Annotated in this window: 16 protein-coding genes and 1 pseudogene; 4 read left to right on the top strand and 13 right to left on the bottom strand. The window is 53.8% G+C overall.

What is annotated here, in order from left to right; all coding sequences use genetic code 11:
* Positions 1 to 161: 161 nt before the first annotated feature.
* Together ACPOL_RS01425 and ACPOL_RS35940 are read right to left on the bottom strand one after the other, a co-directional pair.
* Positions 162 to 431 (bottom strand): SOS response-associated peptidase family protein, encoded by a 270-nt coding sequence (locus tag ACPOL_RS01425; protein ID WP_161557131.1) that lies wholly within the window; start codon positions 429 to 431, stop codon positions 162 to 164.
* Complete coding sequence (locus ACPOL_RS35940) at positions 424 to 582, bottom strand: ClpX C4-type zinc finger protein (RefSeq protein WP_114205476.1); 159 nt, start codon at positions 580 to 582, stop codon at positions 424 to 426. Before ACPOL_RS35940 ends, ACPOL_RS01425 begins: the two co-directional genes overlap by 8 nt.
* Positions 583 to 1,089: 507 nt before the next feature.
* Between ACPOL_RS35940 and ACPOL_RS01415 the strand changes: the two genes are divergently transcribed.
* On the top strand, positions 1,090 to 1,341 hold the full coding sequence (locus ACPOL_RS01415; protein WP_236657162.1) for a hypothetical protein: 252 nt from the start codon (positions 1,090 to 1,092) through the stop codon (positions 1,339 to 1,341).
* 324 nt (positions 1,342 to 1,665) lie between these two features.
* On the opposite strand, the gene ACPOL_RS01410 is transcribed toward ACPOL_RS01415, so the two are convergent.
* From ACPOL_RS01410 to ACPOL_RS34445, 3 genes are all read right to left on the bottom strand, one after another.
* The gene (locus ACPOL_RS01410) at positions 1,666 to 2,076 is read right to left on the bottom strand and encodes a hypothetical protein (RefSeq protein ID WP_114205474.1); all 411 of its coding nucleotides are present in this window, start codon (positions 2,074 to 2,076) and stop codon (positions 1,666 to 1,668) included.
* 159 nt (positions 2,077 to 2,235) lie between these two features.
* On the bottom strand, positions 2,236 to 2,388 hold the full coding sequence (locus tag ACPOL_RS34450; protein ID WP_236657161.1) for a hypothetical protein: 153 nt from the start codon (positions 2,386 to 2,388) through the stop codon (positions 2,236 to 2,238).
* 16 nt (positions 2,389 to 2,404) lie between these two features.
* Positions 2,405 to 3,457: a hypothetical protein gene (locus ACPOL_RS34445; protein WP_114205473.1), complete on the bottom strand. Its 1,053-nt coding sequence runs from the start codon at positions 3,455 to 3,457 to the stop codon at positions 2,405 to 2,407.
* 684 nt (positions 3,458 to 4,141) lie between these two features.
* Between ACPOL_RS34445 and ACPOL_RS33905 the strand changes: the two genes are divergently transcribed.
* The gene (locus ACPOL_RS33905; RefSeq protein ID WP_201759049.1) at positions 4,142 to 4,426 is read left to right on the top strand and encodes a DUF4143 domain-containing protein; all 285 of its coding nucleotides are present in this window, start codon (positions 4,142 to 4,144) and stop codon (positions 4,424 to 4,426) included.
* A 179-nt stretch (positions 4,427 to 4,605) separates the two neighbouring features.
* Here the strand turns inward: ACPOL_RS33905 and ACPOL_RS01395 are convergent, their stop codons facing one another.
* Positions 4,606 to 4,884 carry a hypothetical protein gene (locus ACPOL_RS01395; protein ID WP_114205471.1) on the bottom strand — a complete coding sequence of 93 codons (279 nt, stop codon included), beginning with the start codon at positions 4,882 to 4,884 and terminating at the stop codon, positions 4,606 to 4,608.
* Positions 4,885 to 5,305: 421 nt separating this feature from the next.
* Between ACPOL_RS01395 and ACPOL_RS01390 the strand changes: the two genes are divergently transcribed.
* Positions 5,306 to 5,554, top strand: coding sequence for a hypothetical protein (locus ACPOL_RS01390; protein WP_114205470.1), 249 nt, complete (start codon positions 5,306 to 5,308; stop codon positions 5,552 to 5,554).
* A 215-nt stretch (positions 5,555 to 5,769) separates the two neighbouring features.
* Here ACPOL_RS01390 and ACPOL_RS01385 read toward each other — a convergent pair whose 3' ends face one another.
* Positions 5,770 to 6,441, bottom strand: coding sequence for a response regulator (locus ACPOL_RS01385; protein ID WP_236657160.1), 672 nt, complete (start codon positions 6,439 to 6,441; stop codon positions 5,770 to 5,772).
* Between the two features lie 1,600 nt (positions 6,442 to 8,041).
* Between ACPOL_RS01385 and ACPOL_RS35935 the strand changes: the two genes are divergently transcribed.
* On the top strand, positions 8,042 to 8,494 hold the full coding sequence (locus ACPOL_RS35935; protein WP_414633406.1) for a helix-turn-helix domain-containing protein: 453 nt from the start codon (positions 8,042 to 8,044) through the stop codon (positions 8,492 to 8,494).
* On the opposite strand, the gene ACPOL_RS01375 is transcribed toward ACPOL_RS35935, so the two are convergent.
* The 6 genes and pseudogenes from ACPOL_RS01375 to ACPOL_RS01355 all read right to left on the bottom strand — a co-directional run bounded on the left by ACPOL_RS01375 (position 8,442) and on the right by ACPOL_RS01355 (position 17,181).
* Entirely contained in the window at positions 8,442 to 11,558 is a 3,117-nt protein-coding gene (locus ACPOL_RS01375; protein ID WP_236657159.1) for a ligand-binding sensor domain-containing protein, read from the bottom strand. The two genes, ACPOL_RS35935 and ACPOL_RS01375, sit on opposite strands and share 53 nt — an antisense overlap.
* A gap of 711 nt (positions 11,559 to 12,269) precedes the next feature.
* Positions 12,270 to 12,548, bottom strand: a complete 279-nt coding sequence (locus tag ACPOL_RS34440; protein ID WP_236657158.1) for a hypothetical protein — start codon at positions 12,546 to 12,548, stop codon at positions 12,270 to 12,272.
* Between the two features lie 67 nt (positions 12,549 to 12,615).
* Positions 12,616 to 13,628 (bottom strand): annotated as a pseudogene (locus ACPOL_RS01370) (DHA2 family efflux MFS transporter permease subunit).
* A gap of 244 nt (positions 13,629 to 13,872) precedes the next feature.
* Entirely contained in the window at positions 13,873 to 14,784 is a 912-nt protein-coding gene (locus ACPOL_RS01365; protein WP_114205467.1) for an NmrA family NAD(P)-binding protein, read from the bottom strand.
* A 101-nt stretch (positions 14,785 to 14,885) separates the two neighbouring features.
* Complete coding sequence (locus ACPOL_RS01360; RefSeq protein WP_114210546.1) at positions 14,886 to 15,428, bottom strand: carbonic anhydrase; 543 nt, start codon at positions 15,426 to 15,428, stop codon at positions 14,886 to 14,888.
* Between the two features lie 109 nt (positions 15,429 to 15,537).
* Positions 15,538 to 17,181, bottom strand: a complete 1,644-nt coding sequence (locus tag ACPOL_RS01355; protein ID WP_114205466.1) for an FAD-dependent oxidoreductase — start codon at positions 17,179 to 17,181, stop codon at positions 15,538 to 15,540.
* Positions 17,182 to 17,228 lie beyond the last annotated feature (47 nt).

Genomic DNA, 17,228 nt, shown 5'->3' with positions numbered 1-17,228 from the left:
AGACACATCTGATGGAAATGCAAGTGTTCCTAATAAGAGAGTTATTCTACAATTTGAGTCCGGTACCTTAATGACCTGAGTGGTCATCAGTAGCTGGCATCAAGAGACTTTCTGGAGGGGGAATCTGCCGGAAGCTTGGCATGACCTGCCCCCGAGAAACTCTACCAGTGGTAGCTGGAGATTCTCGGTTTTTGACCCGCCCCGGAAAACTGCGTCCGCCAGGTCGGGCTGTTTTCTACATTCTCCGCCTTTGCGTTGATGGTCGATATCCCTTTCACGTCGGACAGTTGCTTGGTGAAGAAGGGGACAAGCCCCCAGCGCATGTCGTCGCCATTATGACCACGATGAACAGCAGCCCGCTGAATCCAGGGAACATGTTCTGTGAATATTAGCGCGCTGCTCTGCCACTGCTGGTCGACGAACTTAAGCACGGCTCTCATTCTCCGCGATCTCGACGCACAGTTTTACGCACTCATCGCAGATGTACGCGTCTATCCCGCTAATCAGCATGCGGACGGAATGCCTGTCCATGCCGCAAAAGGAGCAGCGCGGCGGCGGTTCTGGCTGTTTGGGGATGGTCATAGATCAGAGGGTAAATTCGGGCGGCTAGTCTGTGGATACGTTCGCCTCTATTTTTGCCTTATAGTGTCTGCAAGGGCGAAATGCGCAAGGCAAACGAACGTGAGGCCGAGGAGCGGATGCGCTTCTTGAAAATGATCTCTGCGTACCTGCTGTTCACTTTCGGCACTTCATTTGAAAGACGCCAGTCATGGCGGGTTACGCCATAACTGGCATGGAGGTCGTTGCCTCACTGCGGAGCGACTGTCAAATCCGACGCGCAGCGGCGCCTGCCATACAACCAGCACCCACCGCATAGGCGGACGCAATGTCTGAATTCAATGGGATTTCAGATCAAGTTCAAGGTCTGTTGGTTGGGGCCGTAAAACCGAAAGAGCCCATCGACACTAAGCACGCTGCGGATGATCTCAATAAGTTTGAGACCGAATACCACAGGCTTTTCGAGTGCCTCACTCCTTAGCTGGAACCATTCCCAGCTTGGGCGACCTAGCGAAAATCATCCACTCCATCATGAGCATTTTCAAGTACTTCATTGACAGCAAGGACAAGCAGCACCATGACCTTGCCGGTATTTTGGCAACGTTTGAGTTAAGGGAATGGGACCTTGCTGGCACAGCACGTCCAGAACGCAAAAGCACTGCTGCTGCACCAAAAGACGACAAGAATGAGAAGAAACCGTTAGTCGCTCAAACACTTTCGCTCGTGCTGCTAAGAAATAGACCCGCCGCTCCGGTCAACGGCGGGTATGCTGACCCAACCTAAGTGGTTCACAGCGTACACTCACCTCATGACCGCTTCCGAAAAGTAACCGCGTACGACCACATTGCCGAGATCGTCACTGCCGCCACGCAAACGGTGGCTTACTACTCGGACAAGAAGGGCCTAGAAATTGGTCCTGGACCGGCGCGCTCGCCTGCTGCTGACGCCCTGCCTGCGTCCATTCAGGCTCCATTCGACGCGAAGTATGTCGGTCGTATTGACCGCAAACACGAGTGGCGCTGCAGGCGGCGCTAGGTCGGACTTCGGTGGAAATGGCGTGGCCGCTCTATACGGGATGGGTGTTTCTTTTTTTCACAACGTCCGCACCTAGAGGCGGACCAGATCATCGGAGCTACGGTGTGCGTCCGCTAGTATTCTCTCCAAAGTCTCGAGGTCTGCGTCGCCGACTCTAGATAAGTCCAGCCGAGAGGCGATTCGAATAGGACCTTCGTTATTGCCGTCCTCCCCCGTCATCACCTCCTGCTTGTCCTTCTGCCCGAGATACTGCTTTCCGAGCCAGATCAACATCGTCACGTTACCGGCTAACGCTAACTCGACTTGCCTACGTCGCAGGGAGGTGTTTCGCTCGGCGCGCCCAATCTCCATCTCTCGCATGAAGCGCCGTTCGAGAGTCTTCGAGCCGCAGCCTAAGACCTTGCCGATGTCGGCGACGGGACATCCAATTGACGCTAGGATGCGAACCTGTGCGGGATCCACAATCTTGAATGGTCTGCTCAAATGGCTCCTTGTTCCCCTTTTAGGGTGCGACTTTATTCTTCACACATGGTCAGCTCAGCGATGTGAATCCTTGATTTATGCGAAGCCGCTGTAGCCCAGTCCATTCTCGGCTGTCATCTCCGATTGTTTGCGTTCCTATCAACTGCTTTTGCCGAAGACTCACACGATCTTCCGCACTCGCAACGCCGTGCTTGGCGACGCCTCGCGAACACCCTCGGGCGTGGTTATGGTGACAAACGTGTCGATACGGTCGGTTCTCGAGCACGGCGCGAACGCGTTTATTACTTGTAATTCGGCTTTTCGATTTGCCATAAAATCCTCGATCACTTCAGCAACTTCGTTTGGCTGGAAGAAGAATTTCTGCTCCGGGCGGATCCGGAGCTCGAGCAGCCCCCACTGCACGTGATCCAGGCTGTACCGGACTGCCAAGGCCTCGAAGTCCATCAGGTAACCGGCCATTGCCCCGGACACGTCCTGGTTCGGGTATCGGGCCGCCGTCTGGTTCAACAGAACCGCCAGCAATTCGGCCTGCTCGTGCGGCAAATGCTCGCGCGAGGGCGGCTTTATTAGCGCCCACCCGCTCCGCAGCGCTTGATCGCTTAATTTCTCCACGGTTGTCGCCTTTCTGCCCACTCCGGTTTTGCTCCGTGTTGAGCCATTGATGAATAAATTTCAAAATCCCGCTCTTGGTTTTCAGGTATTGGGGATTTCCCTCGCACCAACCTCGCATTGACCGGCACTGCTGCAGCACGTCGACGCCCGGGTAAAGCACTTTCCACTCGGCGATCTGCATGTCCGTCACCGGGAAAAAGGTTTTGTTGTTGAGCGGGAGGAGGACGACGGCAGCGAGTGCGTCAGCGCTCGGTGCATCCGTCTTTTCCTCGGGCACTGGCTCTGGCTGTGGCTCTGGCTCTGGCTGTGGCTCTGGCTCTGGCTGGGACGACGGTGGCATCATTCGAATCGGTTTCGTTTTGGGATTTTCGTGAGTTGTCATGACTTCGTCGTGACTCGATGTCGCGCGCGTCTTATTTCGGCTGAACGGTTTATTGCCATCGGCAAAGGGAAGCCCTTTGTCCTTGAGTGCTTTGTGGACAGCGTTATCCGCGTGCTCGCTCCAGTCGTGAACGATCATGCACTCGCCCACCTGATCTATCCACCTGGAATCAATCAGAGCGGCCACCAAGACATTCCCGTCGCCCGGATATCGAATTGCTCGGGCCAACATCTTCGGGCTGATGCCTGTAAGGTCGCCCGTTTGCCGATACCGAGCGACCCAATGAAAGAATCCCTCGAGGACACCAAGTGCATAAAGTTCAGGAATATCGAGAGCGTCCGCCAAACGAAAAGTTTTTTCGTGCTCCAGGACACCGCGTTTCGCCATAAATCCTCCCGTCAGCGCCGAGCATTGTCGATCCGCTAAATGTCGTTTTCACCAATCCGCACGCATTTACTATCCGATAGACGATGATTTGTCTCGGCCTACATCGGCCCAGATTTTTTGTCACTCACGCCAAGGACTCTCGCAGTTTGCGGCACCGTATATTTCATTTCGTGTCTCGCAATTACTGTGTTTTGGGGGCTAGTAGGAGTATGACCTAGCCGACTTAGGAATTAACGGAAAAGTGCCGGTTTATTTTGATTAGTTCGTATTTGGGACTTGCATCCGGGGGCGGACGAACGCCAAAAGCTCGCTAGCCCTCTTTTGTCTTTGTGCGTTTCATTCGCGTAATACCAAAGCCCATACAGACCGACGACCGCCGCAAGGGCAGAAACCACACCAGCAATGTAATACGCGTTCACAAGGCACATGGTGGAAGTATGTCATGCCTTCCTTTTCTCCCCGCAACATTCCAGGCATTCGAACATTTCACCGCGTCGCAATGGGCGTGGTGTCGCACGCACTGAAGCTGGCTGGCTCTCTATTGCCGCTGCCGATTCTGGGAGACAACACACCAAGATGCCGTCGAGTCTCTCAGACGGTCGCAGCGAGTGTGGATGGGAATCCAAATCACCAGGGATAGTCCTACCCATTGGGTTGCCGACTACAAAGCCAACGCGCGAAGTCATGAAGCAGACCACATGGTCCGACGAAGGCTATACGCTCCATCACTATCGGGATAAGGATCAGGATGAGGTTGACATCGTCGTAGAGGATGAACACGGCGCACTGGTCGGTATTGAGGTCAAAGCAAGCGCAACCGTCCACGCGAACGACTTCAAAGGGATGAGGAAGCTGTTGGACACTTGTGGTGATGATCTGAAACTTGGAATCGTGATGTATGACGGAACGAAGGTAGTCCCTTTCGGGGACCGCTTATTCGCCGCTCCAATGTCTTGCCTTTGGGTTTGACTCTTTCATGCCATGGAGGCGCCTTAAAGCTAAGTTGTTGACGGTAAGCCGGTTATCAACCGGCTAAACCGGCAAAACCGGCCTTCTGGCGATCTTTGACACAAACTTTGACACGAACTTTTCAGGTCCGTGGGCTGGGTCGTGGCGGGATAGCTCACACAGTTCTTCAGAAGCCAGAGTCAATTCACGGACGAAACCATGCGGTTCATCCGGATGTGCAGTACAGACTCTTTGGCAGGATTCTCCGATCCGTTCCACAGCTTCCAGAGGGAGAACCCGACCATGTGGACGTAGCGCCTGACCACCCGAAGCAGAGGCTCCGGGAACTCCGGGATGCTCAGGGCGTCACCAAAGAGCGGCAGGACGAGATGATTGCCGAGGTGACCGCCAAGGCGCAGCCCGGCGCACAGGTTGCCCAAGGGAGGCAAGAACGAGGTGGAGATTGCCGTTCGTTCCATCCCTGCATTGCTCGCTATGAAGGGGTTACGCCCTAAACGGGCTATACAAGCAGAGGATGCATACGACATCTCCTACTGCATCCGCGCTACCCTGACGGCATCGACGCTCTGGCATTAGCTTGTCGGCCACTGCTTGAACATCCGAGCGGCGCCAAGGGATATGGCTTCGTAGAGCGGAAGTTTCAATCAGACGGCTCACACGGCCCCGACTGCGTAAAACATTTGTCAGGAATCCAGATGAATGCGCGATCGATCGGCCGACCAGTTGCAGCGAGACACATCGGCTAAGTCGATGCATGGCTCAGAGCACTCGGTTTGCGAAGGTAGAGCAGACGGATGAATTCGTAGGAGCGCGTACTAATGAATTTTGACGTCGGCGGCATTCTGCCCCGACAGATGGACACAGGAGTTCGAGCCAACCATGCAGAGCAAAGTTCGGTGGACGATTAATAACGAGTTGGACGGCGCAAAGTTCGAGCGGCATTGCGTCGATCTGCTCTATCGCGACGGCTATAAGGAAATCGTCCCAATCGAGTCCCAGGGTGAGGCCTTCATCAAGCAGCTCGCTGACGCCCTTGGCGAGCGCCTAGCGGCCGGGGCTTCCGTGATGTCGAAAGCATGCGGAACAATCGACGAGAAACTGCAAAAGCGATCGTGCCCAGAGAATTGAGGCGCTTCCGTACCCACGACCGCCGCAGACCTTTCAGTAGTTGATCTTCAGATAACTCTCACTAGCCAGCCTCAAGGCTCGTCAACCCGAAGAGTTGAGATGAAATAGGTATTCCTGTGCCCGATGACGAGAACAGGATCAATCCTCCTCCAATATGCTTCATCCCCAGTGGTAAGAGGTGGATGATGGATGCGATGCAGGGAAAGCCCCGCCGGCTAGCCTTCAAGAAATCCTCGCTTGAGCGCGATGGTCACGGCGTGAGTGCGATCGTTCGCCCCAAGTTTAGAGAGGATGCTGCTCATATGGTTCTTGACAGTATCTTCAGAGATCGACAGCCGTTGTGCGGTGATCTTATTTGAATGCCCGCTGGCAACTAGTCTTAGGACGTCGGTCTCCCGATCTGTAAGCGAACTCTGGTCGAAATACTTTGCCATACGTTCTGCGATCTCGGGTGGTATGCACCTTCGGCCGGCGTGGACCAGGCGGATCGTGTCAAGCAAATCCTTTCGAAGCATGCTCTTCAGCAGATATCCCTGCGCTCCCGCCCGCAGTGCCCGCACGGCTTGGACGTCCCCGTCATACGTCGTAAGGACGATGATTCGTGCACCAGGAAACTCCCCTCGAATCACCTTCAATGCTTCAGCGCCGTTCATGATTGGCATCCGAAGATCAAGGAGCGTAATGTCGGGATGGTAACGCCGATAGGCTTCGATAGCCTCTTGCCCGTCCCTCGCCTCTCCAACAAGTTCCATGTCGGGCTGAGCATTCACTGCGCCAGCGACACCTTCCCGGATCATCGCGTGATCGTCGACGCTCAGCACGCGAATCCGGCTGCTAGTGGGCGTCATGCCAATCCCGCCGAAGGACAATAAGCCGTCGGAAGCCATAGGTACCCTTCGCTAGTCTGTAATTTGTCATAGACGAGCGATTCCATCTCATGCACCACGTGGATTAAGACCCGCATCAGGGCCTGGTTAGGGCCTGGCGCCCAAAAGTTCCCTTCCCCAAAGATGAGGATTGCGCAGATCACGCTTGACTGTCGCGGGCACAGGTAGGGCGGCTCCCCAAAAGAAGGTTTTCTATCGAGGCCCGCATATTCGCTAGCCGACATATCTCAAAATGTTACACCGTGTGTTGTGTGGCGCGACCCCCCAAATTTCCTATCCCAGGCCATGACCGGCAGCGTCGCCGCACTTCCGCCACGCGCGTAAGCTCGATATCGTGCAGCGAATGTTCACGATGTTTCCCGCTGGTCTCCCAGGATTCGCCCTGATTTTGCTCCGAGTCTCTGTGGCCGGATCCTTGATCTGGCTTAGATTTGCACTCTCTTCGATAGCGTTGCCGACTTGGTCAGCATTCGCAATTGCTGCGATCGCACTCGCTTTGTCCATAGGCGTTTGGACGCCCTACATGGCTTCTCTCGCCACTGCCGTTCAAGGTCTAAGCATCTGTCGTCTCCACTTTGTTGAAGCGAGCATCCTCACAACCTGCCTTCTCTGCTCTGTTGCGCTGGCGATCATCGGTCCGGGGGCCTACTCATGCGACGCCCGGTTCTTTGGAAGACGGCGAATCACATTCCACGATGATCATTAGGAAATTAGGGATGGAATTGCTGAAGAGCTGTATCGACCTTTGTCTGAGGTCAACAGGCTCCGCTCGCTCGGGAAATTGGTAGTCGATGCGACTCCAGAGTGGTGCCCCCAAATTTCCTACAAGCTTACTCCTACCTTTAGGACTACAGCCGCGAGCAATCGTCGGCAGTCTCTGCTCAGAGGTGCAATCATGCGACTGGCAACTTGGACAATGAGCTCCGAGCCACTCTTCTCGACTACAAACCGCTCCAGTACGCCGAGAGCGGTAGTGCTCTTGGAGGATGCGACTGATCCGCGCACAGTGGATGGCCGAGCCATACAGGAGATGTTGAGCATAATTGTTCAATTGGAAGCGGGTTCGTGCGGCAGTGTTGAGTATCAAGAACGTCACGATCTGACTGGCATCTTCGGGAATCCTTCAGGCCCAGCCATGTGATGGAGCCTATCACCGCCATTGACTATCATCTTCCGCTCCATACGCTCAACGAATACGACGATAGACGCGGGCATGACCGGATCTCGTGAAAGGGGAGTCAAAGACCTATCAGTGCCCTGTCTTTGTTCGACTCACACAGCTGATCTTGCCTTCGCTCATCTTTCCAGAACTCGTGACTTCATTCTTCATGGAACACTTCGCGAAGCTCTTCTGCGCTCAGCTTGTCCTTATTCACGGATGCGGTCCTAGCTGCACGATAAGCCGCGGCGGGTCATCCTCCTGGCAGACGCGACGGACGGTTGAACTGCTCGGCAACAATATCAACGAGCCACTAAGTCTCACAGCTTGGGCGAAAGAGTGTCGACCCTCGGTCAGCCACTTCGCTCGGTCCTTTAAGGCCCCTTTCGGAATGCCCGCTCATCGGTAGATTCTGGCCCAGCGAGTCGAAAAAGCAAAAACCTGCTCGTGAATTCAGACGAGCCTCTCGTCGAGGTGGCCTGTTGTACTGGCTTCGCGGACCAAGCCTGCTTCAATCGAGCCTTCTTAACACTCATGGGTATCAGTCCCGGTCGATGGCGCAGGGCCTTCGAACAGCCTGGGACACGCACCATCACCATTCATATCATCGCAATCTGCACATCTCTTGAACAAAGGCCGGGATATTTTATGATCAACCCCGCCGATCCAGAGACGGGCGGTGACCTGACTAGAGATAGATATCACGAGTCGATGCGGCGAACCCACTATCTAATCTCGTTACTTCACCCGATTCGCCCTACAATCCGGAACTGGCTCGGACGACATGAAGTCACTTTATCCGCTTCCGCATTTGTTCCTCGAAATGGCCGTGAATGGCAGGTCAGACCTTTCTTCCCAAGACGCCTATGCGACGCCACAGTGACTCCCATTTAAAAGGGGAATCAATCGCGCTTAGCGGTGCCGTCAGAGTAATTTCCGTACCGGAACCTAGGCCACTCCATACACTCAATTGTCCGCCTATAGCTTCAGCGCGCTCACGCATACCAGAAACACCCCAATGCCCATTAAGTCCTGCAGCCAACACTTGAGGCTCGATACCGATGCCATTGTCACGAACAGTTAGTGTCACAACAGTCCGTTCGTATGACAATTCTGCCTCTATCTTTGCCGCACGCGAATGTTGGAACGCATTCCGTATGGCTTCGCGCCCTATACAATAAATTTCCCTTAACATCGCCGGGTCTATATGCCGCGCCTCGCCAATTAAGAAGAAGCTGAAAGGGACGGTATGATCCTCCGCAAGTTGCTCGCCGTAGTGCATTAGAAGTTCCGAAAGATCGCCCTCGTTCCTGCCCTCATCGCGGAGACCGCTAATGCTCTGGCGCCCTTCCAACAAAACGTCATCGGCGCGCCCCAGAACGTGTTCGATTCTTCTGTAGATAGGCTCATCATGCTGCAGAGTGTTGAGCACATTTTGGAACTGTAGCATTAGCCCTTGGAACCCTTGCAAGAGAGTATCGTGCAGTTCGCGCGCTATCCGACTGCGTTCCCTGAGTCGCTCCTGAAGACGGAGATTGTGCTGCCGCGTGACTTCTTGCAATCGAAAGCGGTATCCGAACCATAAACATAGCGTGATGCTTGCCACATAAGTTGTCCTGAACCACCAGGTATCCCACCACGGCGGCAGTATGTGAACGTGGAGCGAAACGCCGGGCTCATTCCAAGGCCCCCTGCTCGACGCACTCTGTACGCGCAAGGTGTAGTCACCCTTAGGCAAAGTCGTGTAGCTCGCAATTCGTTGTGTGCTATCGACTTCATTCCACTTAATATCAAGCCCTTCTAGCTTATAGCGATAACGAGTGGTTTCTGAGTTAAAGTAGCTGAGAGCAGAAAACTCGAATGAGAAGATGTTCTGCCTGCTCGTGAGGGTTATGTAATTCGTATCCGTGATTGACTCTTTAAGCGGCGACTTATTGCCTATTGGGACTTCTGCGCCAGCTAGCCGAAAATCTGTCAGAACAATATTCGGGACTTGAACTGTATCGCGGACCCGGCTTGGGTAAAAGGCAGCCGCACCGCTGAAGCCTCCAAAAAACATCTCTCCCGCCGCGCTCTTGTAACATGCACCCCATCCAGTGAGATCAGGGCCAGGAAGACCGTCAGCGGTGGTGTAGTTGTTGAATTGTTCTGTGGGTGGGTCAAAGCTCGACACACCTTTATTTGTGCTTTCCCAAAGACGACCGCGCGTGTCTTCCAGGATACAACTCACAACATTTCCAGCCATCCCCTGCCGTTCACCATAGGCAGCAAACGTGTGAATTTCTGGATTGAATTTATCTAAACCATTTTGCGTGCCAATCCACATCTGTCCTAGGTGATCAAAGAATACAGCGTTGACCCGGTTGTCACTGAGACTTTGGGGATCATCCAAATTATGGTGATAAATCTTGAAACGGCCACTACCTGGGTCAAAACTCAGCAACCCCAGATTGCTGCCAAGCCACAGGCTGCCATTTTCCGCTTCAGCGATAGCGTAATAATTCAAGCCACGCGTGTTTAGATCCGGTTTGTATGTAATAAAGTGCTGGTTCGTTGGATCGAAGCGGCAAAGACCATCCCAGGTTGCCGCCCAAAGATTGCCACGATGATCGATAAGTAGGCGCTCGATAAGATCGCTGCACAATGAGGTGGAATCAGTTGGATCGTGACGGTAGGTGCGTATCCGACCAGTCCTACGGTTGTAACGCATGAGCCCCTGACCACCAGTTCCAAACCACAAAGTGTCCGATCCTTCCTCGATGATCGAGAGGACTTCGTAGTTACGGAGCTGCCTGAAGGTAGAGGAGCGGCCGGTCTTGCGTACGATGCGCTTCACTAGACTTTCTGTAGCTACCCACAAAACGCCCTGCCGATCCTCGTAGAGAGCACCAATCAAAGCTCCTCCCAAGCCATTGTGAGTTCCGGTGCCATGCGTGAAGCTTTCGAACGGCGGCGACTTGCTTTCGAAAAAATTGGGTTCTGCCTGATGCAAGCCGGCCCAGATATTCTCTTCGCTATCCTCGAATAGAGTTATTACCCGCGTATCTGCTAGGCTCTCGCTATCGCCTGGGCGATTATTGTTGCTTATAAATTGCCTACGTTCGCGGTCAAATCTCAGCAAGCCTGTGGCACCTGTTCCAAACCACATTGTTCCTTGGTGATCCTCGAGCATCGTATAGGCCGGGTTTCTTACTTTGCCCGCACCGCTCTCCGGTGTCAGCTCATACCGAGTCAGCGTGCTCGTTTTCCGATCAAATGTCGCTATAACGCCATCTTCGCCGTAGATGATCCAAAACACACCGAATCTATCTTCGTGGAAATAGGTTCCCATCCCGGAATCGCCGAGAGGAATATGCCTTTTCACCTTCCCGCTTATACGATCGAATTCGTCAAGAGTTCTACCAGTCCCGACCCAGAAGGTGCCCGCCCGGTCTTCGCCAGTCGTTTTTATATCGTTGTCACCGAGGCTAGATGGGTCAGTCGGAACGTGGCGATAATGGCTAATCAGCCCGCTCGTGGGATCTAACTTGTACAGACCGCTACCTGTAGATAACCAAAGCATGCCGGAGTCGTCTTGGCTGATCTGATTGATGGCAGTCGCTGAACCGCTCGAATTTTGCGCGTCAATTCGGTAGTGAGTGAATGTTTCGGTGAGAGCGTCGAATCGATCAAGATATTGATCCGATCCAACCCAAATGGTGCCAGAGCGGTCCTTGAATAAGGAATAGATGTAGACCCCGCTCAAACTGTCCGGATGCGCGTTATCGTGCCTGAAGACCTTAAACTTGTAACCATCGTAGCGATTTAGACCGTCCTGCGTCCCAAACCACATGAAACCTCTATCGTCCTGGATGATATTCGAGACTCTGACTTGAGATAGGCCCTGGGCGGCGGATAGCCGGGAGAATCGAATTTCCCTCCCTTCAATAATCGGCAACTTTATAGTCTGCTCATTCACACCGGCCTGCGCAACCTGGAGCGTAGGAGCTGGATAATGATCCGGCTTGCATGGCTCCGCCGCGCAGAGGGCGCAAGAGAATATAAACAATGCCACTACCGGACCACAGGCAGCGATTAAGGAGTCGAGCATACTTCCGGCGGGAGACAAAGAAAGGACCCAAGCAGTACCTTGACCTGCTCCGAGCAGCCTCCAGATCCGCGCCGCTCTCCTCACAGGCGCGACGAAGTGTGGGTCTGGTCTCAATAGATGTTCCCTTCAGGGCGAAAACCACGTCGAATGTGGTGCGTAACAAGCGCGTGAGGAGGTCTCAACTGAGAATTCGATCACAACCTGAGTCACTGTTTCGCTTCAAAGCCCTTAAAGCCCGAGGACACATCGGCCGTCGACGTGCCGGTTGGTCATCCCGAGCTTTGCAATCGATTTCATGTTAGTGTAACGTAGCTTGCCGAAATGCTGAGCATCTGTGAAATCCAGGCACCGTTGGTATTCACGCATTCACGGCGAAACGTGTTTTGAAGCCCGAAGCACAAGAGAACATAGACCTCTGTCAACTGGCTTGGCATTGGGTTAGAAGTAGTCCGCCGCCGCCGGGGCTCTTGGCGCTGCGTGAGCCCTGGATTTGTGGGACACCGGAACTTCCTCGGATTCGTCCAAGTCGCTTGTATGCATATGCTAACCAGACATTTATGAGACCGCTTCTAGTCTCCGCTAGGCGCTCTTGAGCCGATCTGAAATCCCTTTGTGAGCAGCAATCAACGTTCCAACACCTAAAATGTAAAAGCAATCCATGAAGGCCAGGAATCTGGTCCGGACTTGGAGCTGTTCGTAAATACGACCGGTCGCGGCATGGATGGCGTCCGCATGGGAGAGCCCGTGTATCTGGAGATAAGCAACTATCTGCTTCACCGAGGCTTGGAAGGGCACCGTCGATGCCGTCTGGTTTGCAACGACAACCGACTGATGAAAGCTAGCCCGTCTGTCGCTCATGATCGTGACCAGCGCAATTCCAAAGCTGCCTCCCCAATTCCGGAAGAAATTAGTGAGGGAAGACGCCTTATTGTTGTCCTCGGGCGCCAGCTGTGAATAGGCTAGAACAGAAAGAGGAACAAAGAAGAAGGCGTAGCCAAAACCCTGGAGAGACCCCAAGGGGAGCCAACAACGTTATGACCAGCGCCCCCGGGGCAAGAACAAGTCCAGCGTCGATCGCTCGATATCCGAAAAGTGACTGCAGTATCTGAGGAATCATTGTGGTGGAGGCGAACAGCCCGACCCCGAAAACGAAGTAGAAGACGTTCGCGATCGCGAAGTTACGTACCTTCAGGAGCCTAAAGTTGATAATCGGGTCCGGAGTGTGCAGTTCCCAATACATAGCGGCACTGAGACATACAACCGCTATAACCGTGCACCAACGTATGGTCGTTGAGCCGAACCAGTCATCGATCTGGCCGCGGTCCAACAACACTTCCAGAGCGGCAGAACCAATGCCGACCAGAGCAATTCCGATTCCGTCCACCCGCAGCTTTCCATTGACCCGAACTGAAGCGCGCTCTTTGATGAAGGCGGGGGGGGCGTGTACGAATCGATTCGTCAAAATGAGCGACAAGATGCCGACCGGAATGTTGATAAAGAACACCCAACGCCAACTGAAGTTGTCTGTGATGTATCCCCCCAGCACCGGTCCTATCGCTGGTGCTGTCACGATTGCTACGGTGTAAAGCGCAAAAGCCGAAGCCCGCTTAGCAGGCTCGAATGCGTCGACTAGGATGGCCTGCTCGACAGGGGCGAGACCCCCTCCCCTATGCCTTGAAGCACGCGCGCGATAAGGATCACCTGGAGACTCGGCGCGATCCCGCACAGAAAGGAAGTAATGGTGAAGAGAAATACGCATGCCATGTAGTAGTTCTTCCGACCGAATACGCGCGAAAGCCAAGCTGACATCGGGAGGACTACTGCATTCGCAACGAGATACGTGGTCAATATCCATGTCACCTCATCGAAGGAGCGACCGAGACCGCCAGCGATATAAGGCAAAGAAACGTTCGCTATGGACGTATCAAGCAGTTCCATGAAGGTTGCAAGCGTTACTGTGAGTGCAACCACCCAGGGGTTGATGCCGGGGGAGACCTGATGAACTAAATTGATGTTTGTGGAGCTATCCGTGATCTCAGTCACCATATGAACGTCTCCGCTAAATGCGATTAAGACTTTGAACAAGTGGATTGCTTATCGCATGATTGCTGGATCGGGCAAAACGAGAAGGCACTGATTTCGAGCGCGGGCGGTCTGCGGTATGCGTCTGAATCCGCGCAGTTCACATCAGTTGTGCACGATGGTTTGCAACGAACTCTTCCATCGTCATGAGTGGACCGCCGGCAATCTCCGATCCTAGGCTGTCGGTTCCGCTGAGAAGTCCCTCCTGCTGATCAATCTTCACCGCCTCGAAGTGCGCTCCCTTTGCGGTGTCGTTCGGAATGCCAAGCAACTCTAGGAACTCGGGCGTAGAGACCTGTTCGAAGCGAACGTCTTTTCCGAGAACCCCCGCGATAAGCGCCGCAAGCTCGACGTGGCTATATTCAACGGGCCCGTGAAGGGATAGGGCCTGCCCGACGTGTTTCGCTGGATTCTCAAGTAGACCGACCACGATCCGCGCAATATCGCTTGAGGCGATGGGCGCAAAGCGGCTGTCGCCGTCGAACGGAACTACATAACGCCCCTTGCGAATAAGGGCGGAGATGTAAAGTATCCATTCGGCGAAGAACGTAATCCGGAGGTGCGTTACGGGTATTCCTGACCAGTCAAAGACTTGCTCCGAAAGCCAATGAGCCATCGTTGCTTGGCTTCTCGCGAAAGGCCGAGACTGCTTATGAGACATGTTTACGACGAGTTCCAGTCCTTCTTCTTCCGCGGCCTTGGCAGAGATTACCGAGGCCTCGACTTGTCCGTGCGCCAGAGGATAGACGAAATAGGCACTCCTGACACCCTTCAGCGCCGCCCTAATGTCGCCAATCTTCAACATGTCGCCAAAGACGACTTCGGCGCCAAGCTCCTGAAGTGCTCTGGAGCGCCCATCTTGTTTGCGCGCCAATGCTCTTACTCGATGACCTCTCTCCAGCAGGAGCTTCACCGTTGGCCGTCCAGTGTCGCCTGTTGCCCCGGTAACCAGGATCAGCTTTGTGTCCGTGTCAGATGCTGCACTACGCTTGCTTACCTGATCAGAATTCATGGCTCGTCTCACTCGATCTTGGGAATCAGAATCACTTCTGCGTTGCTGATTTACGGTTGGAAGGAGGGCAAAGGTCGAATCCGATCGGCGCGAGCTTGACCCTACGCACCCAAGCGGAGTCGGCTTGGAGGCACGACGACTTCGATCAACCCTGTTGCAACGTCGTAGACAAGCCCAGAGATCATGAATCCACCAGGGATGTCTTTGTTGCTCCTATAGGATTCAACATCCATGGCCACAGCTTTGCGTGGGTCGGCGATCGCCATCAGATCGAGTTGGGACCTGCTAACACCCAGATGGATTGCGAGCAGATCAGGCGCGTGTTTATAACAGCCGATGATGCCGCACTCGGTATGGTGGAGAATGATGAGGTCCCACCCTAAGCCCATCTCTTGGCCTGCGGCTCTGGTCACGATCGGGAGCAAGACCATGGCTTCGACGAGGGCAGGATTGATCCTGCCGCCAACATTTCTGTAAATTGCCGCCTCGCCCGACTTCAACCCGAAGACGTCTACCGGATCGACTCTGGGATCGAGGCACCCGATGATGATGCTCTTCGCTGAGGGGATAATCTTCAGATCAGTCGAATACCGTTCCTTGGCAAACTCGTCGTTTCGTAGAGTGATTGTGTCAACGAAGGTCATGATTTCTCCGAAATCTGGTTCCAACGATAGGATCTCTTCGAGGGTAGGTCTTTGCGGAAGCCGCCAGCGTTTGTCAAAAGAAATCGCTCTCTGGCTGGCGGGTTTGCGATCATTGATTCGCCAATGCACGATGAACGAACTGAATACACATGGAACCTTCTCCAACAGCCGACGCTACTCTCTTCACGCTTTCAGCCCTCACGTCTCCTACAGCGAACACTCCTGGCACATTTGTCTCTAGGGGATAGGGAGCACGCTGAAGACTCCAGTCTGCAAGCACGCTCGTACCCGTCTTTATGAATCCCTTGGTGTCCAAGGAAAGGCAGCCGCTCACCCAGCTTGTGTTTGGGTCGGCCCCAGCCATCATGAACAGGCGCCGGACCTCATGGTCTTCTGATTCGCCTGTCAAGTGATCCATCCAACGAATACCCTCCAACCTGTCTCCACCCTCCAGAGCCAATACAGTCGTGCGCGTCTTCAGGATGATGGTTGGCGAAGCCTCAATTCTTGAGATCAGGTATTTGGACATGTTGATCTTGAGATTTGGCCCACGAACAAGCAGATAGACTTTAGTCGCGAAACTCGAAAGGAAGATCGCAGCTTGCCCGGCAGAATTTCCGCCGCCGACAATTACAACCGCTTCGCCTTGACACAGAGGAGCCTCAAGTTGTGTCGCCCCGTAATAGACTCCGTTACCATCAAAGCGAGCGACATCAGGGATATCCAATCGACGATAACGAGATCCGGTGGCAACGACAACAGTTCGGGTCTGGATCAAAGTTCCGTCATCGAGCTTTACCCGATAAGGATGTTGCTCGCATTGCACCGTACAGGCGCTTCGAGCAATGGATAACCTAGCTCCAAATTTTTCTGCCTGAATGTAAGCAGCGTCCGCCAGCTCCTGTCCCGAAATCCCGAAGGGGAATCCGAGGTAGTTCTCGATGCGCGAGCTCGATCCAGCTTGCCCACCAGGAGCGTTACTCTCAACAACTAATACGTTGAGTCCTTCGGATGCTCCATAAACTGCGGCCGCCAATCCAGATGGTCCAGCTCCAACGATAACCACATCGAACACATTAGTTTGGTCCACCCCAGCGTTCAGGTCGAAACATACGGCTGCTTCTGCATTGCTAGGAGCACGCAGAACCACGTCTCCTCTGCAAATCAGAACCGGAATGTCGGCCACTTCAATACCAAACTGATCTAGAACGGTTTGAATATCGGGATCTTCATCAATGTCCAGATAGGTATAGGGGTGCCCGTTACGTACCAAGAACGAGCGCAAGCGTAGGGTGTCACTGGAATGGGTGGAGCCGATTAAGACTGCGTCACCCACGGCATTCGCAATCAGATAGATTCTTCGTTGCACAAAGGCATTCAGCAGCAGATTGCCGACGACGGCATCCGTTTGCATGATGTGGCGCAATGATTCGCGATCCACTTCAAGAACTTCGCCGGCTGTCGAAACTCGACAAGAGACAAGACTTCTCCGACCAGAGAGCTGAGTCAACTCGCCCGTGAACTCACCCTGAGCGAGTACGCTGATAATGGATTCATGCCCGTTTGTAACGCCGACGAGATCAATACTGCCGCTCAGCACAACGAAGAGCCCATGCTGTAGAGTTTCCCGGTTGAAAAGGACCTCATCCACCGTAGTCTTTCGCACCGAACCTTTTCTCTGAAGCGTTTGGAGGCTTTGAGCGTCAAGGCGAGGAAAGAGTAATGAGTGGTTCTCGTTGTTATCGATCGACATGTGCGAGTCTCCTCTCCGATTGGCGTTGTGCGTTCGATTATGACTAA

The organism is Acidisarcina polymorpha, from assembly GCF_003330725.1.
GTDB classification, from domain to species: domain Bacteria; phylum Acidobacteriota; class Terriglobia; order Terriglobales; family Acidobacteriaceae; genus Acidisarcina; species Acidisarcina polymorpha.
This window is presented reverse-complemented; position numbering and strand designations above follow the sequence as displayed.